Here is a 25,155-nt window from a genome sequence, read left to right as displayed (position 1 = left end):
ACGCTTACCTGGACAAACCCTCCTGCCACGGACAGTCCGTGGCCGCGAGCCCATAGGAGGTGAGTGGTTGTGTCACGCCATTACGAGGTAATGGTCATCCTGGACCCCACGCTCGATGAGCGTACGGTCGCACCGACCCTGGACACCTTCCTCAACGTCATCCGCACTTCGGGCGGAAGCGTGGAGAAGGTCGACGTCTGGGGACGCCGCCGTCTGTCGTACGAGATCAAGAAGCACGCCGAGGGCATCTACGCGCTCCTCGACCTGAACTCGACGTCGGAAGCGGTCAAGGAGCTGGACCGTCAGCTCTCGCTCCAGGAGACCGTGCTCCGCACCAAGGTCATGCGCCGCGAGATCAAGCCGGCCAAGCCCGTCGCCGCCAAGGCCTGAGCCGAAGGACTTTTCCGATGGCTGGAGACACCGTCATCACGGTGATCGGCAATCTCACGTCCGACCCGGAGCTTCGCTTCACCCCTTCCGGTGCGGCGGTCGCGAACTTCACCGTCGCGTCCACCCCGCGCACGCTGGACCGCCAGTCCGGTGAGTGGAAGGACGGCGAGGCCCTGTTCCTGCGCTGCAACATCTGGCGTCAGGCGGCCGAGAACGTCGCCGAGTCGCTGACCCGTGGCGCGCGAGTCGTCGTGCAGGGGCGCCTCAAGCAGCGGTCTTTCGAGACCAAAGAAGGCGAGAAGCGCACTGTCGTCGAGCTCGAGGTCGATGAGATCGGTCCCTCGCTGCGCTACGCCACCGCCAAGGTGAACAAGGTCAGCCGTGGCACCGGTGGCGGTGGCGGCGGCTTCGGTGGTGGCGGCGGCGGAGGCCAGAGCGGCCCGCCCGCCGACGACCCGTGGGGTTCCGCTCCGCCCGCCGGCGGTGCCGGTGGTGGCGGTGGCTTCTCCGACGAGCCGCCCTTCTGATCCGAAGTCGCAGCAGGCGTCCACCGCGGGCGAAAGCTCCGCGAGACGCCTAGAGACAACCACTACGTAGAAATCCAGGAGTAGCACCGTGGCCAAGCCACCCATCCGCAAGCCCAAGAAGAAGGTCTGCGTGTTCTGCAAGGCCGAGAAGAAGGGCCGCCCGGAGAACATCGACTACAAGGACACCAACCTGCTGCGGAAGTACATCTCCGACCGCGGCAAGATCCGTGCCCGCCGGGTGACCGGCAACTGCAGCCAGCACCAGCGTGACATCGCCATCGCGGTCAAGAACTCCCGCGAAATGGCGCTGCTGCCCTACACCTCGACCGCACGCTAAGGAGGCACGTCAATGGCGAAGATCATTCTCACCACCGACGTCGCCAACCTCGGTGGACCCGGCGACATCGTCGAGGTCAAGGACGGCTACGCGCGCAACTTCCTCCTCCCGCGCGGCTACGCGATCGTGGCCACCAAGGGTGCGGAGAAGAACGTGCGCACGATCAAGCGGGCGCAGGAGAGCCGTCGCATCCGCGACCTCGACCACGCCAAGGAGATCAAGGCGACCCTGGAGGGCCTCGGCGCCGTCCAGCTGACCGGCAAGGCGGCCGAGGGCTCGAAGAAGCTCTTCGGTTCGATCACCACCGCCGAGATCGTGGACGCGATCAAGGCCGCCGGCGGCCCGCTGCTCGACAAGCGCGTCATCGAGCTGAAGGACCACATCAAGACCGTGGGCAAGCACTCGGTCGGCGCCCGCCTGCACCCCGACGTCCGCGTCGACGTGCGACTCGAGGTCAAGGCGAAGTAACACCGCTTCGGCACAGGGCGGGGTTTCTCCTTCACGGAGATACCCCGCCCTTCGCTTTGCCACGGAACCCCACTCGGCCGGGGCACGTCCTAGGATTGACTCGACGTCGAGGCACGGGGACGCAAAAGGGGATCTGGGAGCAATGGCTTACGACAGCAACGCCGAGCAGAACCGGCAGGAGAAGGTCACGGTGTCCGCGCCGGCCAACCCGGACAAGCCGGCGTCGACGTCCGGTGGGGGTGGCGGCGGCTTCACCTTCGACAAGGACAAGATCGACGGCATCATCAAGAAGTGGACGGACCTGCAGGTCGAGCTCAAGAAGGACTTCCGCGACGCGAACCTGATGGCGAACGTCAAGGCGCCGGGCAAGGAGTTCGCGAGCGGCGACTGGGAGAAGCTGGCCAACCCCTCCGGCAAGGCGTTCCTGGAGCAGAACCAGAAGATGCAGGACTACGTCCAGAACTACATCGACCAGCTGACGGCCGCGAAGCAGAAGATCGCCACGAACGAGGCCGAAACGCAGGCTTCGCTCAACAAGCACAAGGCCCTGTGATGCGCCGTTCCCTCGTCTTCGTTTTCGCCGCCGCCGCGCTGGTCGCGGGCTGTTCGGGCACCAAGACCGGCACGGCGTCCTCCGAGCCGTCGTACACGACCGGTGCCCCGAGCGCGTCGAGCGGCTCGTCCGGCTCCGCGCCCAAGGTGTCGAGCCCGTTGAAGACGTCGTCGATCGAGAGCAACGCGTGCTCCGCCTTGTCTCCGGCGAAGCGGTCCGAGCTCGGCCTCAGTGACGGCGAGCAGGGGACCACGAGCGTCGGCCCCGGCTGCTCGCTGTTCGCGGTGGACGACCGGCTGAACCAGATCGACATCAGCCCGGTGCTCGCGAACAAGAACGGCCTCAGCGACGTCTACGACACGAAGGCCAACGACGAATACTTCGAGCCGACCGAGATCGCCGGCTACCCGGCGGTGTACGCCGCCGCGCTCGACGGCCGCAAGAGCGGCAAATGCGGTCTGTTCGTCGGCGTGACCGACCAGCTGGCCGTGAACATCCTGGTGCAGTACGACCACGGGGCGGGCGCGAGCGATCCGTGCCCGGTGGCGCGCAAAGTGGGGGAAGCGATGATCGAGACGTTGAAGGAGGGCTGAGGCGTGTTCCTGCTGCCGATCATCGCCGGGTACTCGGCCTACAACCTGGCGACGACGAAATCCGGCGACTTCGAAGCGTCGGGCGGCGATCGCAAGATCGATTGCTACAACATCTGGGAGAAGATCGTCACCGGCCCGGGTACCGGGTCGATCCAGGAGGGACAGGCCGCGGCGACCCGGCTCAAGGCCGGTTACCAGGAAAGGCTGACCACCATCGACAACCTGTCGAAGGAGATGGACGCCGCCTGGACGGGTAAGAGCGCCGAAGCCGCGCAGGAGTCCGGCGCGCATCCGCTGCGGGTCTGGATGGAAGACTCCGGCAAGAAGCTGACGGACTCCGACAAGTACCTCGGCGAACAGAACACCGCGTTCACCACGGTGAAGGCGAAGGTCCAGCCGGTACCGAAGGATCCGCCGAAGAACAACCTGCTCAACTCGATCACGCCGTGGACGACCGACACCGACCGCGCGATCCGGGACTACAACCAAAAGGGTCAAGCGAACGTCGACGCGTTCAACGAGTACTTCAAGGCCAGTTCCGAGAACGGCAAGAAGCTGCCCACCTACAGCAAGATGGAGGGGCAGAACACGAACGTCGACGTCAACGGCGGCGGCGGAAACGGCAAGGACAAGGACGGCAACGGGAACGGGCAGGGCGACCGGAACGGGCACAACGGCATGCCGGGCATCTCGACGCCGCCCGGGTCGATGCCGCCCGGTGGGCTGCCGCCCGGCGGGATGCCGAGCATTCCCGGTTCGAACATGCCGGGTATCGGCACGCCGGGTTCGAATCTGCCCGGATCGAACCTTCCCGGAAGCAACCTGCCGGGGTCGAACATCCCCGGCTCGAACCTGCCGGGTTCCAACCTGCCCGGCGGGCAGTACAACCCGAACATCCCCGGCAGCAACTACAAGCCGCCGTCCTGGGACGACGGGACGAACGCCTCCGGCTTCACCCCGCCGAAGATCCCCGGTGCCGGCGGCTTCGGCCCGAGTGGCGGTGGTGGTGGTGGCGCCGGCTTCGGCGGCACCGACATCCCCGGCGCGGGCGGCTTCGGTCCGGACGGCGGCTTCGGCCCCGGATTCGGTCCCGGTGGCGGGAGCGGCGCGGCCCTGCCCGGCAACGCGGGTGCGATGGGCGGTGCCGGTGTGGGCGGTGGCGCGGCGGGTGCAGGCGCCGGAGCGGGTCGCGGCGCGGGCGGCATGATGGGTGGCGGCATGGGCGGCATGGGTGCCGGTGGCGCCAAGGGGAAGGGTGCCGAGGACGAGGAGCGCAGCTCCAAGTACCTCGTCGGCGACGACCCCAACGACATCTTCGGCACCGACGAACTCACCGCACCGCCGGTGATCGGGGAGTAATACGTACTCCCGCGCCGGGCGCGTGCCAAAATTGGCGCCGCGCCCGGCTTGTCTTGTTCCGGGCTGAACGAACATGAACGACTAGGGGGCAGTTCCGGTGCTGGACAAGCAGGTCACGATCACGACCGGCACCCTCATCACGCTGATCCGCCGCCGAGGCGGCGAACCGCACACGATCCTGTCGGAAACACCGACCTGGTACAGCGAGGACGCGCAGCGGACCGAGGACGAACGGGCCAACGAGGAACTGGCGAGCCAGGGCCTCTTCGGCGCCAGGGGATTGCACCCCGGATTCAAGGCGACGCTCGAAGCCATCGCCAGGCCGTCCCTGGAGTACTACGGCTGGGTCGACGGCGGATTCGAGGGCAAGGCGCTGAGCTTCACCCTGCTGGCGGGCAGCAGTGGCGGGGAGGGGTTCGTACTCGCCCGGCACAGCGAACACGACGGCATCGCGCTCGCTTCGGTGCGGCCCGAGGAGCTGCTCACCGAGTTCCTCGACCAGATCCCGAAGCTCGCGCCGGGACGCGGACGCCCGATCGCCGTCCCGAAGAGCGAGATCGAAGCGCCGCGTTCGTCGTCGACGGCGCAGGACGAGGGCTTCGAGGTGCTTCGCAGCGGACGGCAGAGCGCCGGCAGCCAGGAGGCCGACGAGCTTCGCCGCATCCTCGCGCTACGCCGATTGGGCAGCGGCAGCCTTTATGTCGCCGCTCGCGGCCGGAGCGGCGCGCGGCAGCGGATCGAACGCCCGGTGAACTACATCGATACGTCCGAGGGCCGGTGGCTGACCGAAGAGGTACCGGGGAGTGGCGAGCCGAGGATCGCCTTCACACCCGCCGACCAGCAGATTCTCGGAGAACGACTACGGAGCGCACAGGGCAGGTTGTTCGCGTCCTGAGGCACATGCCGGTCCGCCCCGCGGGTGGGCCCTCTACCGTGCGTAGCATTCATCCACAGGGCACCCCTGTGCGCTGCCGTGCGACACGCCGAACGACGGGTTTTGCCCGACACGCCGGACGGATTTGAATAAAGTTCTCCACAGTATGTACACAGGCTCTGACCAGCGGTTTTGTCAGACCCTTCCACCGTTGCCCACAAGTTGTACACAGGCTTTGGGTCACCTGTGAAGGGATGCCCGCAGTCATCCCCAGGTTGTCCACAGGGCGGTCCCCAGGCGAAATTGCGCTGGTCCTTTCGGGGGGCCTACCGTGCCCGCCGGGCCAGTACGCAGTGTTGCTGCCGACGGGTCCGAAGATGAACGCAGGGGAGCTCGGGGAGCCGCGGGAGGGCGGACGGCGAGCACAGGGGACCGACCGGGGAAATTCTGGCATAATCGAACGCGTGTTCGATGCCTGAGGAGGTGGCAGCAGCGGTGGCGCTGACCGACGACCGCAATCCGATGTACGCGGAGTCCGACCCGGGTCCCAGCGACCCCGGGCCGCGTGGCGGTGAATACGACCGCCAGCCGCCGCAGGACATCGCGGCCGAGCAGTCCGTGCTCGGCGGCATGCTGCTGTCGAAGGACGCCGTCGCCGACGTCATCGAAGCCCTCGGCCCCGACGATTTCTACCGGCCCGCGCACCAGGCGATCTACGACGTCATCCTCGACCTCTACGGACGCGGCGAACCCGCGGACCCGATCACCGTCTCCGCCGAGCTGGAACGCCGTGGCGAACTCGGCCGCGTCGGCGGCGCCCCGTACCTGCACACCCTGATCGCGACGGTGCCGACGGCGGCGAACGCCGGGTACTACGCGGAGATCGTCTCGGAGAAGGCGGTGCTGCGGCGCCTGGTCGAGGCGGGCACGCGGATCGTGCAGTACGGCTACGGCGCGGCCGCGGCCGACGGCGCGAACATCGACGAGGTCGTCGACCGCGCGCAGGCCGCGATCTACGACGTCACCGAGCGGCGCACCAGCGAGGACTACGTCGCGCTGGAAGAACTGCTCCAGCCGACCATGGACGAGATCGACGCGATCGCGTCGCGCGGCGGGCAGTCGCAGGGCATCCCGACCGGCTTCGCCGACTTCGACGATCTGACCAACGGGCTGCACCCAGGACAGATGATCATCGTCGCCGCGCGGCCCGGTGTCGGGAAATCGACGCTAGGACTGGATTTCGCCCGCTCGGCGTCCATCAAGCACGGTCTGACCAGCGTCATCTTCTCCCTGGAAATGAGCAGGACCGAGATCGTCATGCGCATGCTCTCGGCCGAGGCCCGGATCCGGCTGGCGGATATGCGCGGTGGCAAGATGTCCGACGACGACTGGACGCGGCTCGCGCGCCGGATGAGCGAGGTCTCCGAGGCGCCGCTGTTCGTCGACGACTCACCGAACATGACGATGATGGAGATCCGCGCGAAGGCCCGGCGGCTCAAGCAGCGCAACGACCTCAAACTCGTCGTCCTCGACTATCTGCAGCTGATGACCTCGGGCAAACGCGTCGAGTCCCGGCAGCAGGAGGTCTCGGAGTTCTCACGGCAGATGAAGCTGCTCGCGAAGGAGATCGAGGTCCCGGTGATCGCGATCAGTCAGCTGAACCGTGGTCCCGAGCAGCGGACCGACAAGCGTCCGATGCTGTCCGACCTCCGTGAGTCCGGTTCGCTGGAGCAGGACGCCGACCTCGTCATCCTGGTGAACCGCCCCGACGCCTGGGAACGGGACGACCCGCGCGCCGGTGAAGCGGACCTGATCATCGCGAAGCACCGTGCCGGGCCGACGGCGACGATCACCGTCGCGCACCAGCTGCACTACAGCCGGTTCGTCGACCTCTCGCACGACTAGGGCGCCGGCTCAGCGAATCCGGCCGACCAGGGCCGTCACCCGTACCTCCTCGATGAACGGCCGATGCGGCCGGAGTACGTCGCCGAGCCGCTCGGCGAACCGCGGGCGTGACTTCAGCCGGGCTGGAAGAACGCGAGCAGTCTCTGGGCGGCGTCGGGCGACATCAGCAGTTCCTGCATGTCCGCGGACATGCGGGCGGCGGCGCTGGTCCGTTCGAACATCTCGCGTTCGTATTCCTTCACCGCGGTCGGGAAGTCGTCCCGATGCGCGGCCAGCGCGAGACCGAGCAGAGCACCGTCGAGCAGCGCCATGTTGGCCCCCTCGCCCACCGGCGGCATCAGATGCGCGGCATCGCCGATCAGGGTGACGCCCGGGGTCGACGGCCAGGTCAGGCCGACCGGAAGCGCACTGATCGACCTCGGCACGATCAGGTCGTCGCAGGCCTCGATCAGCGCGGTGATCCGGGGGTGCCAGCCGTCGAGCAGATCGAGCAGCCGCGCTCGGGCGGCGGCCGGGTCGTCGAAGGGGATGCCGCTGGTGGCGAGCCAGTCTTCGCCGGTGTGGTAGAAGCTGATGCCGATCCGGACGCGGCCGTCACCGTTGCGCTGCGCGCCCAGGGACACTCCGTCGCCCAGCACCCAGTAGTTGCCGCGTCCGACCATCGCCGCGAGGTCGGGACGGGTGTGGTCGATGTCGGGAATGCCGACCTCGACGACGTTCTGGCCGAGATGCGCCGGGCGGGCGTCGGTGACCAGCGGCCGGACCCGGGACTGGGCGCCGTCCGCACCGACCAGCAGGTCACCGGTCGCGCTCGTGCCATCGGCGAAGCGCAACCGGCCGTTTTCGGCGGATTCGAACGCGTGTCCCCAGCGCACCACGCCTTCGGGGAGGGAATCCAGCAGCAGGTCGCGCAGATCGGCGCGGTCGACCTCGGGCCGGGCGAGCGGGGCGTCGTCGGGTGTGTCCTCTTGGAGCAGCAAAGTGCCGTCGGGCTGGAGAAGACGCATGTCCTGCCCTTCACCGCGGGCGATCTCGTGGAACTGGTCGATCAGTCCTGCGTCGCGCAACGCACGCTGGCCGGAGTGGATGTCGAGCATGCCGCCCTGACCGCGCGCGTCGCGGGAGGGTTCGCGTTCGTAGACGACGGCTTCGATGCCGTTCACGTGCAGCACCCTGGCAAGCGCCAAGCCACCCAGACCTGCTCCGACGATGGTGATGGACATGTCGCGCCTCCTCGATACACTGTATCAGTCGATACAGTGTATCGACTGATGCGTTGTATTGTCAGCGCCATGTTGGTGTGGGAAAGGCCGGAACCGCCTAGTCGTCCGGCCCCGGCCTCGCTGAGCCGGGAGCGGATCGTCCGAGCGGCGATCCGGCTGGCCGACGCGGACGGCCTCGAAGCGGTGTCGTTGCGCAAGGTCGCCGCCGCCTTGGACGTCGGCCCGATGCGGCTGTACGGCTACATCGCGAGCAAGGAGGAGCTGCTCGACCTCATGGTGGACGCCGTCCACGCGGAGATCCGGCCCACCGGAGACCACTGGCGAGAGGTGCTGCGGTCTCTCGCCGAAAGCACCCGGCACGTCGCCCACCAGCACGAATGGCTCGCCGACCTCCTCGGCGGCAGGCCCCGGCTCGGACCGAACGCGCTGGCAGGCGGGGAGATAGTGCTGGCCGCGCTGGACGACGTCGGCGTGGACGCCAAGATGCCGGTGGTCTCCGCGGTCAACTCGTACGTGATCGGTGCGGTGCGCCGCGAGATCGCCGAGCGCCGTGCCGAACGGGCCACCGGGATGGACGAGAAGCGATGGCAAAGCGCGCACGGACCCTATCTGGAACGGACCTTCGCCACCGGCCGGTTTCCGGCCTTGGAGACGGTGGTGCGCGACGCCGTCCACCTGGACGCCGACCAGACCTTCCGGATCGGCCTCGACTTCCTCCTCGACGGCATCGAAGCCCGCTTCTCCGGCTGACGGAGGCCGTGTCAGCGCGGTGACTGCCCCGTGTCAGCGCGGCACGCGAACGTGGTCACCATGACCAAGTCACTGAGGGGTACGAAGAACGGAATCCTCCGGCGAGTGGGGATCACGGCGCTGGGTGTCACCCTGCTGGCCGGAGTGGCCGCGCCGACGGCCGCCGCCGGGCAGCATCGGCCGGAGCTGCAGCGCGCCGCCCAGGAATTCGTCGACGCCGGTTTCGGCGGGATGCAGCTGCGGGTGCGCGACGAGCGGGGCGAGTGGACCGGCAGCGCCGGGGTGCGCGAGCTGGGCGGAACGGCGAAGCCGCCGACCAACGGCCACTTCCGGGTCGGCAGCACGACCAAGAACTTCACCGCGACGCTGGTGCTGCAGCTGGTCGCCGAAGGCAGGATCGGGTTGGACACCCCGGTCGCGGGCTTCCTGCCGCAGTTCGGGCTGGACCGGCGAATCACCGTGCGCATGCTGCTGCAGCACACCAGCGGTCTGTTCAACCACACCGGCCAGTACTACCCGGACGGGACGGTCACGCCGGGAATCCCATGGTCCGGCCAGGAATGGGTGGACAAGCGCTTCCACACCTACCGGCCCGAGGAGCTGGTGCGTCTGTCGGTGGCCAAACCGCTGCTGTTCGAGCCGGGGGCGAGCTGGAGCTATTCCAACACCAACTACGTGGTCGCCAGGTTGCTGGTCGAAAAGCTCACCGGCCACTCCTTCGCCATCGAGCTCGACCGACGGATCGTGCGACCGCTCAAGTTGCGGGACACCTTGTCGCCGAATGCCTGGCCGGGGATGCCCAAGCCGTACGCCCACGCCTACTACCGCTATGAAAACGCCGGTCAGTGGAAGACGGTCGACGTCACCCACCAGAACCCGTCCTGGATCTCCAGCGCGGGGGACATGATCTCGACGACCAAGGATCTCCAGACCTATTTCTCCGCGCTCCAGAGCGGCAAGCTTCTCCCGGCCACGCTCCTGGCGGAGATGCGCAAGACGCACCCGCAGAGCGAAAGCCTCTATGGCTACTACGGCCTCGGACAGTTCACTCAGGACCTCGGCCCGGGCTGTGTCGGCACCGTCCTCAACCACAACGGCGGCCTCAACGGCTACGGGTCGCTGATGTACAGCACGCCGGACGGCAGCAAGACGCTGACCGCGTCGATCACCGGCGGGGACGCCGCGAGCGACCCGGCGCAGGCCTTCCCGGCGGCACTGAACAAGCTGCTCAAGACGGTCTTCTGCGGTGAGTGAGGAAAGACGAGACGGCGCGCTCGGGCGTCTACTTCGCGCCGAGCGCGCCGTAGTTCCGGACGAAGGCGGTCAGCAGCCGGGCGAACTCGCGCCGGTCTTCTTCCGGCCAGTCCGCCATCGCCTCGGCGAACACCGAACGACGGAACTCGTGCATCCGCGTCACCGCCGCGCGCCCGCTGTCGGTGAGCACCAAGACGGCCCGGCGGCCGTCACGCTGATCGGCTTCACGCCGGAGGAAGCCCTCGTCGACGGCCCGCGCGACCAGGCGGCTCGCGCGCGGCTGGTCGATGGTCAGCGCCGCCGCGAGGCTCGTGACGGTGCCGGGCTCGCCACTCTCCCCGGCCGCTTCGACGGCGTCGAGGAGACCCTGCAGTGCCTGGTCCGGCATCGATTCGGCGCGGTCGCGGGCGAGCTTCGACAGCGAACGCCTCGCTTGACTCCGCCGGATCGCGATCATCGCGCGCTCCACGTCGGCCACCGCGTCGCTGTTCACACGAGGAGTATCCCCGCCTCGGAATAAGACAGGGGCGGGTGGCGTCGTCTATCCTAGTAGTTGAAAGTTCAAACACTTGGAGCTGACATGGCCGCCACCCCGGTGCTTTACCTCAGCCACGGCGCGCCGCCGCTCGCCGACGACGCCACCTGGACCCGCCAACTCGCCGCCTGGTCGGCGGACCTCGAAAAGCCCAAGGCCATCCTCGTCGTCTCCGCGCACTGGGAAGAGGCGCCGCTCACCCTCGGCGCCACCACCACGGTGCCGCTGGTCTACGACTTCTGGGGCTTCCCTGACCGCTACTACCAGGTGAAATACGCCGCGCCCGGCGCTCCCGAACTCGCGGACAAGGTGCGGAAACTCCTGCGCTCGACCCGAACGCCGGTCCATGACGCGCCTGACCGCGGCCTCGACCACGGCGCCTATGTCCCGCTCGTGGAGATGTACCCGGACGCCGACATCCCGGTGCTGCAGGTGTCCATGCCTTCACTGGACCCGCGGGAGCTGTTCGACCTCGGCCGGAAACTCGCGCCGCTGCGTGACGAGGGCGTGCTGATCATCGGCAGCGGCTTCTTCACGCACAACCTGAGCGCGATGCGCCAGACCGACGGCACCGAAGGCGCGCCGCCGGCATGGTCGAGCGAATTCGATCACTGGGGTGCGGAGACCCTGCGCGAAGGCGACCTCGACGCGTTGCTGGACTTCCAGCACAAGGCACCCGCCGCGGCCATCGCGCACCCCAGGATCGAGCACTTCGCACCGCTGTTCGTCTCGCTCGGCGCGAGCTCTTCCGAAGGAAAGGGCGAGACCGTGATCGACGGCTACTGGTACGGCCTCGCCAAGCGCTCTCTTCAGTTCGGCTGACGAGAGCGGAGCACCCCGGCGCCGGCCACCAGGCCGAGCGCGAGCAGCGTGACCAGCCCGAAGGACACCGTCAGCGACGTCAGGTCGGCGATCCCGCCGATCAGTGACGGCGCGACGAGCCCGGAGGAGTAGGTGATGGTCGCGACGCCCGCGATCGACTGGCTCGGCGTCGGACCACTGCGCCCGGCCGCCGCGAAGGCGAGCGGAACGACGACGGAGACACCGAGGCCGATCAACGCGAACCCGGCCATCGCCATCGCCGGATGCGCGGCGAAGACGACCAGCAGACCGCCCGCCGTCGCGAAAGCGCCACCCGCGCGGACCGTCTTGACCGCGCCGAAACGCCGCACCAGCGCGTCGCCGGAAAGGCGGGCGACCGCCATCGTGCAGGTGAACGCGGTGGTCGACGCCGCCGCGATACCGGGCGAGGTGCCGAGGACGTCACGCAGGTAGACAGCGGACCAGTCGAGGCTCGCCCCTTCGGCGAAGACAGCGCAGAACGCGACGGCACCGATGATCACGGCCGACTTCGGCGGCAACGCGAACCTCGGCGGCGGGTGCTCGTCAGGCGCGCTGCGGACGTCGAGTACCGCTTGGCAGATGAGCGCGCCGGCGACGGTGAGCACGGCGGACGCGATCGCCAGATGCACCCGGGCGTCGAGCGCGGCGTGCGCGGCGAGCGCACCGGCGGCGGAGCCGACGAGCGCGCCCGTGGTCCACATGCCGTGCAGTCCCGACATGACCGACTTGCCCATCTTCTCCTCGACGTCGACACCGAGGGCGTTCATCAGCACGTCCGAGGTGCCCGCCGCGGTGCCGAAGACGAACAGCGCCACGCACAGGGTGAAGAGGTTCCCCGCCAAGGACGGCAGGATCAGCGCCAGCGTCCAATACGCGAGCAGCACTCGCAGTCCCTGCCTGCCACCGAGCCGGTGCCCGATCCGGGCGGCGAGCGGCATGGTGAGCGAGGCACCGATGGCGGGGAAGGCGAGCGCGAGACCGAGCTGCCCCGCGCTGATCCCCGCGTGTTCCTGGATCCACGGGATCCGGGTGGCGAAACTGCCGGTCACCGCGCCGTGCACGGCGAAGATGGCGGCGATGGCGATCCGCGCCCGCCGCACCCGCCGCGTCGGCCCGCCGACGGTTTCCACTGCATTACTCACTGGGCCCCCAAGGTCCACGAGACAACCCGACGAGCGTCAGCGTAAACTATCAGGAAGGGAACCTGATAATTAATTCTGGGAGGATCTGCCGGTGAGTCTCATTCGGACGCCGTCCGCCTCCCCGAGTACCGCGCGGGCCATCAACGACAGGCTGGCCCTCGACCTGCTCCAGCGCGAGGGTCCGCTGACGGCCGCCCAGCTCAAGACGTCGACCGGGCTCTCCCGGCCGACCGTCGCCGACCTCGTCGAACGGCTGCAGGACGCCGGGCTGATCGCCGTCGTCGGCGAGGCGGGCGCCGAGCGCCGAGGCCCCAACGCGAAGCTGTACGGCATCGTCGCGGAACGCGCGTTCCTCGCCGGCCTCGACATCCGTACGCACGGAATGGCCGTTTCGGTCGCCGACCTGCTGGGCCGGACCCGGGCGGAGGCCTCGCTCCCGTTCGACCTGGACGTCGACACCGACGTGGCCGTCGAGCGCGCGATCACGCTGCTGGAGAGCACCACCGCCGAAGCGGGTGCGACCGTGCTGCACACCATCGCCGTCGGCGCTCCCGGCCTGGTCGATCCGGCGACCGGCGGGCTGCGGCCGGCCGGGGGATTGCCCGCGTGGCACGGCAGACTCGTCTTCGAACTCCGGCGACGGCTGGGCATCCCGGTACTGCTGGAGAACGAGGTCAACCTCGCGGCCGCGGCCGAACAACGACTCGGCGCCGCCCGCGACCGGGACACGTTCGTCTTGCTGTGGCTCGGTTTCGGCGTCGGCGCGGCCGTCGTTCTCGACGGTTCACTGCGACGGGGCGCGTCGGGCGGCGCGGGGGAGATCGGGTTCCTGCCGATGCTCGGCCCCGGCAGACTTCCGACGGCGACCGATTGCGACGGCGGCTTCCACACCCTCGCGGGCAGCGCCGCGATCTGCGAACTGGCCCGAGCGCATGGCATCCCGGCCTCACCGGCCGACAACGCCGAAGCGGCCGAAGCTGCTGTTGGATACGCGATCGACGCGGACGCCGAAGACTTCCTGGAGATCGTCGCGGAGCGGATCGCCATCGGCTCCGCCGCGGTCACCGCGGTGCTGGACCCGGGCTGTGTCGTACTCGGCGGCGAAGTCGGCCGGGCAGGCGGCGACGCGCTGGCGGACCGGGTGAGCCGCCGGCTCGCGGAGATCTCGCCGCTGCGGACCGAGGTCCGCGCGGGGACCGTCGGCGGCGGCGCGGTGCGGGAAGGCGCGGTGCTGACCGCGATGGGCGCGGCACAGGACGCGCTGTTCGGAAAAACTCGTGAGTGACGAACAGAAACGGGCCCGGGAGTCGCCTCCCGGGCCCGCTTCTCATTCAGTGGCGTGAGCCGACTGGCAGGTTCACATGGTGTGGAACTTCTTGCCGGTCAGGGTGCCCACGAAACGCTGGAACATGCTCATCGGCGCCGAGTCGACGTTCGCCAGAGCCGGAACCTGCGCGGTCGGCAGCGCCGGGGTGCTGGTCACGACGGGCAGGGTGCCCGTGGTGGGCAGCTGCACCGGCGGCTTGCCGTCGGTCGGCAGCTGGCCGACCGGGAGGGTGCCCGTGGCGGGCAGGTCCATCGGCAGGTTGCCGACGGCGGGCAGCTGACCCACCGGCAGGTTGCCGACGGCGGGCAGCGACGGAAGCTGCGCGAGCTTCGGGGCGTCCGCACGACCGGTGCCACCGGGCAGACCCGGGGTCTTCGGCAGGGCCGGGACACCGGGCAGGCCCGGGGTGGCGGGCAGCTCGGGCAGGTCGGACTTCGGCAGCTGGACCGGGATGGTCCGGACCTGCTTCAGCGCGGTCTGAGCGGCCATCTGCACCGGGAGGGTGGCCATCTGGGGACCGTCGGCGCGGGCGCCACCGATCTCCGGGATGGCAGGCAGGGCGCCGGCACCGGTCAGCGACGGAACGGCCGGGACACCGAAGGGCAGCGCGGGCAGCGCGTCGATCGGCATCTCCGAACCGACCGAGTCGGTGAAGACGCGGGTGAGGTCTTCACCGTTCATCACGGTGGAGTCTTCCGAGTTTTCCTCCGCGATCGCCAGGATCGGGATCTCGAGCTCGTTCAGCGGGATCACGAACATGAACGGGTGGTGGAAGTTGAACCCGGAAAGGGCCTCTCGGCTGCCGTCGGTGCTGCTGTCGCCACCGGTCTGGCCAGTGATCATGCTGGTCGCTTCGGTCTCGGACACGCCGCCGACCGCCGCGATGGCGTTGCCGAACACCTCGGGGTCGACCGCGGCCGGGAGGTCGAGGATGTTGCCCGAAAGCGATCCGTCGAGGCCCGAGGTCTCCACGTCGCCGCCCGAGATGGCGTCGACGGTGTTGGAGCCTTCTGCGTCGGCGAGACCGGCGACCGCGACCGCGTCGTGCGTGATCGGCACGATCGGCAGCACCTGCGCGCCGATGATGTTGCCCGAGACCGCGCCCTCTTCACCGGTGGTGGTGGCGTCGCCGCCTGCCTCCGAGAGGACGTCGCTGACGCTGTCGCCCTCGGCGATGCCCGCACCGGCGATGCCGTGCCCGGTCACCGGGACCGCGCCACCGATCGGCGTCTGGACGATGTTGCCGGCCAGCGCGCCTTCTTCACCGTTGGCGGTGGCGTCGCCACCGGCCGACGAGTCGGTCAGGTTCGAGCCCTTGCCCGACGCGATTCCGCCGAGAACGGCGGCGAAGTTGTGCGCCTGGACCGGCAGGGACACCGGGCCGTAGACCAGGTTGCCCGCAGCCGCGCCACCGTCACCGGTCGCGTGGACGTCGCCGCCCGCGTTGGAGGTGGTGTCACCGTCGGCGGCACCGTGGCCCTGGCCGAGCAACGCGCCACCGATCCCGAACGCCTGCACCGGCAGCGAAACCGGCACGGTGCCCAGGTTGGAGCTCACGAAACCGTTGTCGTCGTTGGTGTTTCCACCGCCGCCGCCGGAGATGACCTTGGTCTCGTCGGCGGTACCGGAGCCCTGGCCGATGAAAGAGCCACCGACGCCGAAGACCTCGACCGGGCCCGCGACCGGGACCTGGACGACGTTGCCCGAACCGGACGAGTCGTCGCCCGTGGTGCCGTCGTACCCGCCGGCGGTCACGGTCTTCGTCTCGGTCGCCTCGGCGACGGCCTGGCCGATGTGCGAGCCGCCGACGCCGTAGACCTCGGGGGCCAGCGCGGCCTGGGTGTTGACGATGTTCCCGGCGAGGGTGGAGTCCTCACCGGTGGTGTGGCTGCCGCCGCCGGCGTTGCCGTCGACGGTGTTCTCGCACGACGTGGCGTTGGCGTTGCCGATGTAGCTGCCCGCGATGCAGGTCACCTCGGCGGGGGCGGCCACGGCCGGGTCGATGATGTTGCCACCGGCCGCGGAGCCATCGCCCTCGGAGCTGACGAACCCACCGGCGTCGACGGCGCTGGACTGGCTGGTGCCACCGTCGGTGCCGGTGTTCGCCAGTCCGATCCAGCTGGCGGCCACGCCACCGACGTTCGCGACGTCCGCGGTCTGCGGCACGACCGCGTTACCCGCGAGGAACGAGTCCTCGCCCTCGGTCTGCACGTAGCTGGGGACGTTGCTCCAGCCGGGTGTGGTGTCGCCCGCGGTCGCGTCCGCGGAGGAGCTGCTGTTGGAGTTCGCGAGCGAACCCCACGCGGCGGCCGCGTTGTCGTTGACCTTCACCGGCAGGGCGACCGGTACCGCGACGACGTTGCCGCCGACCGAGGAGTCGTCACCGTCGGTCTTGATCCAGCCGCCTGAGGTGGCGTCGGTCTCGGCCTCGTAGCCGGAGCTGTCGGCGTTGCCGAGGATCCAGGACGCGGCGTTGCCGGTCACCTGGACCGGGGTGGCGAACTGACCGGCCACGACGTTGCCGGAGGTGGCGGAGCCCTCGCCGTCGGTCGTGATGTCGCCGGTCTCGGTGGTGCTCTGGTTGGCGGAGCCGCCGACCACGCGGCCGGTGCCGCCGGCGAGCCCGCCGCCGTTGCCGGCGATCTGCACGGGCAGTGCCCAGTCGAGGGACACGACGTTCCCGGCGATGCTTGAGTCCTCACCGGTGGTCTCGACGTCCTGGTGGTGCGACCAGGTCTGCTGGTGTTTCCCACCCTTGACCTCGGCGTCGCCGACTACGCCGATGGCGTTGTCGACGATCTGGATCGGGACGACCACGTCGCCGACGACCTTGTTGCCCTTGAGGATGTCGTCCGTGGTGGTGAAGCCACCCGGGGTCAGTCCGCCGCTGTGCTGAGGGGCGGGCTCACCCTTGGCCAGCGGGGCGGGGATGGCGCCCTTGCTGGAGAGCTGGGGCAGTCCTCCGCCGACGCCGTCGATGCCGCTGCTGGGCGAAGAAGCCGAGGCGAGCGCGTCGGGGACGGGCTTGGTGACGGTCTTGGTGCTGAACTCACCCTCGTAACCGGGGAGGTCCGCCTGGCCGAGGGGCGTGCCGATGGCGTTGTTGCCGATCTCGATGGGAACGGTGACGTTCGCGTCGAGCGGTGAGGCAGGGGTGTCGGGGTTGACCTGTTCGTCAGCCGAGGCGATGCCGGTACCCAGCATCAACAACCCACCCGTGACCAACGCGGTCTGGAGTCCGCGCTTTGCCCAGGATTGCATGGGGTTTTTCTCCTTCATTTCGGGTTCCCTTTCGGGTTCAAGGAGGTGCCCTCGACGAATGTCGAATGAGTGGCACCAGAGGGGGTGGAGCGAATGCGGGCGCACGCAGTGTCGAATCAAATGCGGCGCACCGCCGTTTCGCGGGGATCAGGAGCGGACGCGAAGCCAAGCCCGGAATCGGGAGGCGTAGGGCGCGTCGGCTACCCCGCGGAGGGAGGTGTTCAGTCGGGAGTGACGCCGGGCTGCGAACCCGGGGTGAGCGGCATGTACCGCGTACCGGCCAGCGTGGTGCCGGCCAGCGAACGCTCCACGGCGGAGGCGACCCAGGAGGGAACGCCATAGGTCAGGCCGTCGAGGTGACCACCGGGGGCGGTGCCGCCGCCGGGGACAGTCGGGATGGACGGCGCGACGGGAAGCGGCGCCGGGGAGAGCGGACGCGGGAAGTCACCGTGGTGACCGTCACGCGCCGGAGCGTCCTGGACCTGATCGAAGGCACCGTGCTGCTGCACGAAGGCCGGCATCGGCAGGACGGTCTCGGCGGAAGCGGGGAACTGAGTCGTGGCCAGCTGGGCGAAGTCGGTGACCTGTTCGCCGGCACCGCCGGTCTCCAGCGGGGACCTCGGGTCGAGTGGAACGCCGCCGACCGGGAGGTCCGGGAGGTCGCGGTGCCCGCGCGGGTCGAGGAAGTTCCAGACCTTGCGGCCGAAGTCCTGCGCCTCGGGTGTTCCGGCGAAGGTCTCGTCCAGCACCTGGCGGGTGTCCTGCGGCTTGCGCACGATGTGCTCGACGGCCCCGAGGGTCCGCTCGGTCGGGGTGATGACCGCGTGGTCCGCGAAATCGGAGACGGCGCCGCTCACGCGGGTGGAGACTTCGTGCTCGTCGGCACGGATGTCGCCGCAGTGGTACTTCGCGGAGGCGGGCTTGTCCTCACTCGGCATCGACCACGTGGTGGCTTCCTGGTGACGGTTGCCGCACATCGCGCCGGCCACGTCGCCCGCGAACTTCGAAGTACCGCGCGAAACGTCGGTCAGCCCGGCCGCGGTGGCGTCGGTGACCGGGGTGACGCTCGTTCCGGGAGTGGAGATCACCGGAGCGGAGGGAACGACGTCGGCGGAAGCGGAAGCGCCGGAAACCACCCAGGCCGCGGCCGAACCGGCGACGGCGCCGCCGAGCACGAACAACGTACGCGAAGCGAGACGGCCGAAGCGCGCCGCGCCCCGCCCCTCGTTCTTCGCCGCGTTCGCCACTCAGTCTCCTGCTCGCCTCGGTGTGCCGGTTCGTCGTTACGGCACCGACATAAGCAAAGCGGGGAAGGCCCGCGCGACTTCGGAGCACCTTGATGGCACGATCGTGTGAAAAACACAGGGTGTAGGCCGTCATGACGATCAGTGATCACTCCTGGCGGGCCCAGGTTACTCGTGAGTTGATCATGCGACGGTGTGTCAAGCGTCGCTTCGGGCGAATCCACCCATGGCGCGTAGCCCGGAATGTTCAACAACGTCGCCCCGGACCGATACGGTGAGCGCGTGAGCGAGCCCCAGCGCAAGCAGCCGCAATTCGACCCGGCGAACCCCTTCCTCTCCGAATCCAACGAAGACGTCACCGGGCTGGTCCCGCGCGGTCTGCGGATCGGCGCCGCGCTGTCGTGGCGCTTCATCGTGGTGATCGCCGCGCTCTACGTCATCGTGTTCCTGATCGGCTACCTGTCGGTGGTCGTCATCCCGCTGTCGATCGCGCTGCTGCTCGCCGCGCTCCTCGCCCCGGCGGTCTCCAAGCTGACGATGCTGAGATTCCCGCGCGGGCTCGCGGCCGGGATAGTGCTGATCGCCGGGCTCGCGGTACTCGGCGGACTGCTGACCTTCGTCGTCGCGCAGTTCTCCTCCGGTCTGCCGGAATTGCAGAAGCAGCTGACGGAAAGCCTCAACCAGATCAAGGTGTGGCTCATCGACGGCCCGCTGCACCTGCGCCAGGAGCAGATCCAGGAGTTCATCAACCAGGCGATCGGCTTCCTGCAGAACAACCAGGCGTCGATCACCACCACGGCGCTCACCACGGCGGGCACCGTCGGCGAGATCGTCACCGGGTTCATCCTGACCCTGTTCATCCTCATCTTCTTCCTCTCCGGCGGCGACGGGATCTGGAAGTTCCTCGTCCGTGGCGTGCCCGGCCGGGTGCGCAACCGGGTCGACGTCGCCGGGCGGCGCGGGTTCGCCTCGCTGGTCAGTTACGTCCGCGCGACGGCGGCGGTGGCCGTGGTCGACGCGGTCGGCATCGGCGTCGGGCTGGCGATCGTCGGCGTGCCGCTGGTGATCCCGCTGGCGACACTGGTCTTCCTCGGCGCGTTCATCCCGATCATCGGCGCCGTGATCGCCGGCGCCGTCGCCGTGCTGATCGCGCTGGTGACGAAGGGGGTCGTCGGCGCGCTCATCGTGCTGGCCATCGTCATCGGCGTCATGCAGCTGGAGAGCCACGTGCTGCAGCCGATCCTGCTCGGGCGCGCGGTCAAACTGCATCCGCTCGCGGTGGTGCTCGCGATCACCGCGGGCCTGGTCGCCGCCGGGATCGCGGGCGCGCTGCTGTCGGTGCCGCTGCTCGCGGTGCTCAACGCCGGTATCCGATCGCTGCTGCACGAACACGATCCCGACCCGGCCGAGGTCGACGTCCTGAAGGATCAGGCGGCGGAGCCGAACACAGCCGGCTCGCCGGATGAAGAGGCCGAAGCCAAGCCGTGACCGAAGCCCCGCTCTGGCGCGCCGTCTCGGCACTGGGCACGCGGGACCCGGCCACTCCGCTGTGGCGCGGGGTGATCGTGCTTCGCGTGGCGACACTGCTCTTCGCGCTCGGCTCGTTCGTCGTCCACTACGGCGGCTACGCGAACCAATGGCTGGCGTGGGCGGCGTTCGGGATGATGACGGCGTGGACGGTGGTCAGCAGCGTGTTCTACGCGCGGCCGTCGAGCCGCTGGCCGTGGCTGGTCGGTGTCGATCTCGTGCTGACCGTGGTCCTCATGTTCACCTCGGCGTGGATCTTGTCCACCGCTCAGTTCGACGCCAACACGCCGCTCATCACGACGGTGTGGGCGGCGGTCCCGCCGGCGGCCGCCGGGACGCGGTTCGGCGCGCTCGGCGGGGTCCTCGCCGGGTTGGTGGTCTCGGTCGTCACCGGGCTGGTGCGCTGGCGCTTCGACGTCGACGTCGCGCGGGACGGCTTCCTGCTGACCGCGAGCGGGTTCGTGATCGGGCAGGCCGCGACCATGGCGCGAAGGTCCGCGGACGCGCTGACCAGGGCCTTGCGCATGGAGGCCGCGACGGCCGAACGGGAACGGCTCGCCCGCTCGATCCACGACAGCGTCCTGCAGGTGCTGGCGCGGGTGCGCAAACGCGGTGCCGAGGTCGGCGGAGAAGCCGCGGAACTGGCGAAGCTGGCGGGCGAACAGGAGATCGCGCTGCGCGCGCTGGTCACCACCGAGCCGACGCGGCCGAGCGCGAACGGCACCACCGATCTCCGGGCCGCGCTGCAGTTGCTCGCGACCCCGTCGGTACAGGTCTCGACGCCGGCGGGCGAGGTTCAGCTGCCCGAGCACGTCACCACGGAACTCGTGGCGGTGGCGCGTGAAGCGCTGTCGAACGTGGAGAAACACGCCGGCCCCGAGGCGCACGCCTGGGTGCTGCTGGAGGACCTCGGCACCGAGGTCGTGATCAGCGTTCGCGACGACGGTCCCGGAATCGCGCCCGGCGTGATGGAACGCGCGAGCGCCGAAGGACATCTAGGTATCGCGGAGTCCATCAAGGGCCGCGTGCGGGATCTGGGCGGAAGCGTCGCCCTCGACACCGCGCCGGGCCAGGGCACGGAATGGGAAGTCAAGGTTCCAGTCGCGGCGAGGGGAAAGCGATGACCGGTGCACCCGGAGTGTCGGTGATGGTGGTCGACGACCATCCGATGTGGCGGGACGGCGTCGCGCGCGACCTGACCGAGCACGGCTTCGACGTGCGGGCCACCGCGCCGGACGCGCCCGCCGCGGTGCGGATCGCGCGGACGGTCCGGCCGGACGTCGTGCTGATGGACCTGAACCTCGGTGAGACGTCGGGCGTCGACGCGACCCGCGAGATCACCACGGAACTGCCGTCGACGAAGGTGCTGGTGCTGTCGGCGAGCGGTGAGCACAGCGACGTCCTCGAAGCGGTCAAGGCCGGCGCGTCCGGTTATCTGGTGAAATCGGCTTCGGCGAGCGAACTGGTGGACGCGGTCAAACGGACCGCCGCCGGGGATCCGGTGTTCACCGCCGGGCTCGCCGGACTCGTGCTCGGTGAATACCGCCGCATGGCCGACGCGCCCGACGACGGGCCCGCACCTCCGCGGCTGACGGAGCGCGAGACCGATGTCCTGCGACTGGTCGCGAAGGGGATGACGGCGCGGCAGATCGCCGAGAAACTCGTGCTGTCGCATCGGACGGTGGAGAATCACGTCCAGTCGACACTGCGGAAACTCCAGCTGCACAACCGCGTCGAACTCGCCCGCTACGCCATCGAGCACGGGCTCGACGAGGAGTAGCTCAGCCCTGGGCGACGGTCACCACCGACCGGTTCCGCTCGGCGGGCAGGGGTGTCCTGACGACCGTCCAGTGTGGACGGTCCAGGCGCCAGTGCGCGACCACGTCGGTGGTCAGCACCAGACCGTCGTCTTCGGTCCATTCGATCGCGACCTGTTTGAGCGGGGTCGCGATCGGCATCGAGGGCGCCCGTGTCCAGGTCAGCGTGTCGAGAGCGAGCACCCAGACGTCGGCGGTCTGCGTCGCCGTCCCGGCCCAGGCCGGATCGCCGAACAGCACGGCGACCCGGTAGCCGTCGCGGCTCGGCACCACCGGTCCCGGCGTGCCGTTGGTCACCGGCCGCTCGACCGGCGTGCGTTGATCGTTGCGCAGGTCGAGCACGGAGAACTTGGTCAGCTCGGCGAGCAGCATCCGGTCCTTGGTGACCGCGAGCACCCGAGGGAACTGGTGCACGGCGCGACCAGTGGCCGGGTCGATGAGCACGTCCTCGGCGCTGGCCGTCCCGCTGTTCACCGAGATCAGCAGCCCCTTCGGCGCTTCTCGGCGCACCGCCGTCGTACAGCTCGCCGGACGGCCGCGGTCGCGTTCGACGCCGAGCAGGGAGACGTACTGGAGACGGCAGAGGTCGTCGCCGTCGTCGCGGATCAGCCAGACGCCGGTTTCGTCGGCCGACGGGGCGACACTGCGTGCTTTCCCCAGCCGCCACGGCTGATTCCGGGGATCCCCGTAGACGAGTACCTCGGACGGTTCAAGGCACGACGGCCCGCAACGGGCGGCCGACAGCACGACCGGGAACTTGCCGACCCGGACGACGTCGTTGACCCTGTCCCCGCCCGGGGCACCCGGAAGCGGTGTGGTGGCGCCAGTGGCGGGATCGAGTATCGAAGGCGGTGAAGTCGCCATGACCAGACGGAAGCCGATGAAGTCGACCGGCTCGCCTTGGAGCCGCGACGGCGGTGGAGTCGTCGGCGCGGGAGGAGGCTGCGGAGGCTGGGCGTCGACGGTGCAACCGGCCAGCAGAAGGAGCGCCGCCACCAGGACGGCTCCGGGAAGAAATGCGGGTCTGTTCAGGGTATTTCCCCGATCTCGCGCGTGAGATCCGGTTCTACCATTCCAGACATGGGCGAGGAAGAGCAGTCGACGACCGAGACCAAGCCGTTGAGCGGACGGGACATCCGGGTCTCGGACGCGGAACGCGAACACGTCGTCGAAGTACTGCAGAAGGCGATCGGCCTCGGGATGCTGAACCTCGACGAGTTCACCGAGCGGACCGACCGCGCCCTCGCGTCCAGGACCCGCGGTGAGCTGAACGCGGTCCTCACGGATCTGCCCGGCCTGGTGCATCCCGAAGCGGGAATGGTGCCGCGTCAGCAGCAGAACCCGTGGGTACCGCCGTCACCGCAGTACCCCTACGGGGCACCGTCCGGGCAGCCCATGGAACTCAACGGCAAGTACTCGGCGTTGCAGCGCAACGGGAACTGGCTGGTCCCGGAGTCGATGGTGATCCGGAACAAGTACGGCGCCACGAAACTGGACTTCTCCCAGGCGGAGATCCGGTATCCGGTGGTGTACATCGAACTCCAGGTCAAATGGGGTTCGGTGGAGCTCACCATCCCCGAAAACGGTGCCGTCGACACCAACTCGATCACCGACATCAAGTTCGGCAGCCTCGACGACCGGACCGGCTCGAACGGCCGCCCCGGCACGCCCCGGTTCATCATCACCGGGCGCGTGCACGGGGGGACGCTGATCATCAAGTACCCGCGACGGGGCTTCTTCGGTTAGTCGGTACCGACCGGGCGCACGTGCCGCAGGTGCCTGAGCACGAAGTACGCGATCGCCGCCAGCACCAGCGCGGCCAGCGCGGACACCGCGTGCATCCCGGTGGCGAAGGCGTCGTGCGCGGGGACCGCGTCGGCGAGCCGGGCCCGGGTGACGGCGTTGCCCAGCGTCCCGACGGTCGCGATGCCCAGCGCGTAGCCGAACTCGTTGCCGGTCTGCGACAACGAGGCCGCCGAACCGGCCTTCTCCGGCGGCACGGAGCCGACGACCAGATCCGTGCCGAGGGTGACCAGCGGGCCGCCGCACAGGCAGGTGATGGCGAACGCGATCGACGGGAGCACCGGACCGGCGCCCGCCTCGACCTGCGTCAGCAGCAGGAATCCGGCGATCGCACCTGCCAGCCCGCCGGCGATCAGGGTCGCGGGACGGAAGCGGCGGGCGAGGATCGGCGCGGTCAGGAAGCTGACGGTCGACGCGAGCATGCCCGGCAGCAACGCCAGCGCGGCACCGACCGGTGAAAGCTCCAGGACGATCTGGAAGAACTGCGCGACGAACAGCATCGTCGTGCCACCCAGCATGGTGAACGCGCACATCCCGCCCAGTGCCGTCGTGAACGCGCGGCTGCGGAACAGCTTCAAGTCGATCAGCGGGTCGGCGAGCGTCCGCTGACGGCGCACGAAGACCACGCCGAAGCCGAGGCCGATCAGGAGCGAAGCCACCGGGACCAGGTGCACGCCTTCACGGGCGAGTTCTTTGATGCCATAGACCGCGGGCAAAATCGTGACCAGCGAGAGCGCGACACTCGGCAGGTCGACGCGGCCGGCGTTCTCGTTGCGGTATTCGGGCAGGAACTTGGGTCCGACGACGAGCAGCAGGACCATCGCGGGCACGCCGAGCAGGAACACCGAACCCCACCAGAAGTGCTCCAGCAGCACGCCGCCCACCATCGGGCCGACGATCGCGCCCACGGTGAAGCAGCCTGCCCAGATACCGATCGCGAGCGAACGCTGACGGCTGTCGAGGAACAGGTTGCTGATCAGGGCGAGCGTCGAGGGCGCGAGCGTCGCACCGGCGATCCCGAGGACCGCGCGGGCGGCGATGAGCATCAGCGCGCTGGTCGAGAACGCGGCCAGAACGGACGCCAGCCCGAACGCCATGGCACCGATCAGCAGCAGCCTCCGGCGGCCGATCCGGTCGCCGACGGTCCCCATGGTGACCATGAAGCCGGCGATCATGAAGCCGTAGACGTCCATGATCCACAGCTGCTGGGTGCTGTCGGCGCCGAGGCTCTGGCTGAGTTTCGGCAGCGCGAGGATCAGGACGAAAACATCGAGGGAGACCAGGAAGGTGGGCAGGGCCAGTACGGCCAGCCCGACCCACTCCCGGCGTCCCGCCCGCGCCCGCGTCATGGTGGTCGTCATGGTCCGGTCCTTTCGTCACCTTGGCTGTCTTCACCAAGGCGTCGAACCCGTGGACCGGATTT

General features: G+C 69.1%; 24 protein-coding genes. 17 read left to right on the top strand and 7 right to left on the bottom strand.

Annotation, left to right across the window (positions count from 1 at the left end; all coding sequences use genetic code 11):
- Positions 1-69 precede the first annotated feature (69 nt).
- From rpsF to dnaB, 9 genes are all read left to right on the top strand, one after another.
- Positions 70-390, top strand: a complete 321-nt coding sequence (gene rpsF / locus AVL48_RS14930; RefSeq protein WP_177242327.1) for a 30S ribosomal protein S6 — start codon at positions 70-72, stop codon at positions 388-390.
- A 17-nt stretch (positions 391-407) separates the two neighbouring features.
- On the top strand, positions 408-917 hold the full coding sequence (locus tag AVL48_RS14925) for a single-stranded DNA-binding protein (RefSeq protein ID WP_061981690.1): 510 nt from the start codon (positions 408-410) through the stop codon (positions 915-917).
- Between the two features lie 88 nt (positions 918-1,005).
- A complete protein-coding gene (gene rpsR / locus AVL48_RS14920) occupies positions 1,006-1,254 on the top strand; it encodes a 30S ribosomal protein S18 (RefSeq protein ID WP_005168122.1) in 249 nt (82 codons plus the stop codon).
- 12 nt (positions 1,255-1,266) lie between these two features.
- Positions 1,267-1,722, top strand: coding sequence for a 50S ribosomal protein L9 (gene rplI / locus AVL48_RS14915; RefSeq protein ID WP_061981689.1), 456 nt, complete (start codon positions 1,267-1,269; stop codon positions 1,720-1,722).
- A 142-nt stretch (positions 1,723-1,864) separates the two neighbouring features.
- Entirely contained in the window at positions 1,865-2,275 is a 411-nt protein-coding gene (locus AVL48_RS14910; protein WP_061981688.1) for a hypothetical protein, read from the top strand.
- On the top strand, positions 2,275-2,868 hold the full coding sequence (locus tag AVL48_RS14905; RefSeq protein WP_061981687.1) for a DUF3558 domain-containing protein: 594 nt from the start codon (positions 2,275-2,277) through the stop codon (positions 2,866-2,868). The genes AVL48_RS14910 and AVL48_RS14905 overlap by 1 nt, the downstream gene beginning before the upstream one ends.
- A 3-nt stretch (positions 2,869-2,871) precedes the next feature.
- Positions 2,872-4,227 (top strand): PPE domain-containing protein, encoded by a 1,356-nt coding sequence (locus AVL48_RS14900; protein WP_061981686.1) that lies wholly within the window; start codon positions 2,872-2,874, stop codon positions 4,225-4,227.
- A 97-nt stretch (positions 4,228-4,324) separates the two neighbouring features.
- Entirely contained in the window at positions 4,325-5,122 is a 798-nt protein-coding gene (locus tag AVL48_RS14895; RefSeq protein ID WP_061981685.1) for an ESX secretion-associated protein EspG, read from the top strand.
- A 474-nt stretch (positions 5,123-5,596) separates the two neighbouring features.
- Positions 5,597-7,006: a replicative DNA helicase gene (gene dnaB, locus AVL48_RS14890; RefSeq protein ID WP_016338295.1), complete on the top strand. Its 1,410-nt coding sequence runs from the start codon at positions 5,597-5,599 to the stop codon at positions 7,004-7,006.
- Positions 7,007-7,119: 113 nt separating this feature from the next.
- On the opposite strand, the gene AVL48_RS14885 is transcribed toward dnaB, so the two are convergent.
- Positions 7,120-8,229 carry an FAD-dependent oxidoreductase gene (locus AVL48_RS14885; protein WP_061981684.1) on the bottom strand — a complete coding sequence of 370 codons (1,110 nt, stop codon included), beginning with the start codon at positions 8,227-8,229 and terminating at the stop codon, positions 7,120-7,122.
- Positions 8,230-8,298: 69 nt separating this feature from the next.
- Between AVL48_RS14885 and AVL48_RS14880 the strand changes: the two genes are divergently transcribed.
- A complete protein-coding gene (locus AVL48_RS14880) occupies positions 8,299-8,979 on the top strand; it encodes a TetR/AcrR family transcriptional regulator (protein ID WP_061981683.1) in 681 nt (226 codons plus the stop codon).
- A gap of 60 nt (positions 8,980-9,039) precedes the next feature.
- Positions 9,040-10,233, top strand: a complete 1,194-nt coding sequence (locus tag AVL48_RS14875; RefSeq protein WP_061981982.1) for a serine hydrolase domain-containing protein — start codon at positions 9,040-9,042, stop codon at positions 10,231-10,233.
- Between the two features lie 28 nt (positions 10,234-10,261).
- Here the strand turns inward: AVL48_RS14875 and AVL48_RS14870 are convergent, their stop codons facing one another.
- Positions 10,262-10,690: a MarR family winged helix-turn-helix transcriptional regulator gene (locus AVL48_RS14870; RefSeq protein ID WP_061981981.1), complete on the bottom strand. Its 429-nt coding sequence runs from the start codon at positions 10,688-10,690 to the stop codon at positions 10,262-10,264.
- 123 nt (positions 10,691-10,813) lie between these two features.
- On the opposite strand from AVL48_RS14870, the gene AVL48_RS14865 reads away from it, so the two are divergent.
- Entirely contained in the window at positions 10,814-11,590 is a 777-nt protein-coding gene (locus AVL48_RS14865; protein WP_061981682.1) for a dioxygenase family protein, read from the top strand.
- On the opposite strand, the gene AVL48_RS14860 is transcribed toward AVL48_RS14865, so the two are convergent.
- Entirely contained in the window at positions 11,578-12,753 is a 1,176-nt protein-coding gene (locus tag AVL48_RS14860) for an MFS transporter (RefSeq protein ID WP_061981681.1), read from the bottom strand. The genes AVL48_RS14865 and AVL48_RS14860 overlap by 13 nt on opposite strands.
- A gap of 91 nt (positions 12,754-12,844) precedes the next feature.
- On the opposite strand from AVL48_RS14860, the gene AVL48_RS14855 reads away from it, so the two are divergent.
- Complete coding sequence (locus AVL48_RS14855; RefSeq protein ID WP_061981680.1) at positions 12,845-14,038, top strand: ROK family transcriptional regulator; 1,194 nt, start codon at positions 12,845-12,847, stop codon at positions 14,036-14,038.
- A 72-nt stretch (positions 14,039-14,110) separates the two neighbouring features.
- On the opposite strand, the gene AVL48_RS14850 is transcribed toward AVL48_RS14855, so the two are convergent.
- Positions 14,111-17,341: a beta strand repeat-containing protein gene (locus AVL48_RS14850; RefSeq protein ID WP_061981679.1), complete on the bottom strand. Its 3,231-nt coding sequence runs from the start codon at positions 17,339-17,341 to the stop codon at positions 14,111-14,113.
- 221 nt (positions 17,342-17,562) lie between these two features.
- Positions 17,563-18,588, bottom strand: a complete 1,026-nt coding sequence (locus AVL48_RS14845; protein ID WP_061981678.1) for a hypothetical protein — start codon at positions 18,586-18,588, stop codon at positions 17,563-17,565.
- Between the two features lie 279 nt (positions 18,589-18,867).
- Here AVL48_RS14845 and AVL48_RS14840 point away from each other — a divergent pair, with 279 nt between their 5' ends.
- Genes AVL48_RS14840 through AVL48_RS14830 form a run of 3 tightly spaced genes read left to right on the top strand, consistent with a single transcriptional unit; the run spans position 18,868 to position 21,892 of the window.
- Positions 18,868-20,073 carry an AI-2E family transporter gene (locus AVL48_RS14840; protein WP_061981980.1) on the top strand — a complete coding sequence of 402 codons (1,206 nt, stop codon included), beginning with the start codon at positions 18,868-18,870 and terminating at the stop codon, positions 20,071-20,073.
- Positions 20,070-21,236: a MacS family sensor histidine kinase gene (macS, locus tag AVL48_RS14835; RefSeq protein WP_061981677.1), complete on the top strand. Its 1,167-nt coding sequence runs from the start codon at positions 20,070-20,072 to the stop codon at positions 21,234-21,236. Before AVL48_RS14840 ends, macS begins: the two co-directional genes overlap by 4 nt.
- Entirely contained in the window at positions 21,233-21,892 is a 660-nt protein-coding gene (locus AVL48_RS14830) for a response regulator (RefSeq protein WP_061981676.1), read from the top strand. The genes macS and AVL48_RS14830 overlap by 4 nt, the downstream gene beginning before the upstream one ends.
- Before the next feature lies 1 nt (position 21,893).
- Here AVL48_RS14830 and AVL48_RS14825 read toward each other — a convergent pair whose 3' ends face one another.
- Positions 21,894-22,925, bottom strand: coding sequence for a hypothetical protein (locus AVL48_RS14825; RefSeq protein WP_061981675.1), 1,032 nt, complete (start codon positions 22,923-22,925; stop codon positions 21,894-21,896).
- 84 nt (positions 22,926-23,009) lie between these two features.
- On the opposite strand from AVL48_RS14825, the gene AVL48_RS14820 reads away from it, so the two are divergent.
- Positions 23,010-23,675, top strand: coding sequence for a DUF1707 SHOCT-like domain-containing protein (locus AVL48_RS14820; RefSeq protein WP_061981674.1), 666 nt, complete (start codon positions 23,010-23,012; stop codon positions 23,673-23,675).
- Here the strand turns inward: AVL48_RS14820 and AVL48_RS14815 are convergent.
- The gene (locus tag AVL48_RS14815; protein WP_061981673.1) at positions 23,672-25,093 is read right to left on the bottom strand and encodes an MFS transporter; all 1,422 of its coding nucleotides are present in this window, start codon (positions 25,091-25,093) and stop codon (positions 23,672-23,674) included. The genes AVL48_RS14820 and AVL48_RS14815 overlap by 4 nt on opposite strands.
- Positions 25,094-25,155: the final 62 nt, after the last annotated feature.

Source organism: Amycolatopsis regifaucium (assembly GCF_001613935.1).
Classification (GTDB): Bacteria; Actinomycetota; Actinomycetes; order Mycobacteriales; family Pseudonocardiaceae; genus Amycolatopsis; species Amycolatopsis regifaucium.
The sequence above is the reverse complement of the archived record's forward strand: the minus strand, read 5'-3'. Positions and strand labels throughout refer to the sequence as shown.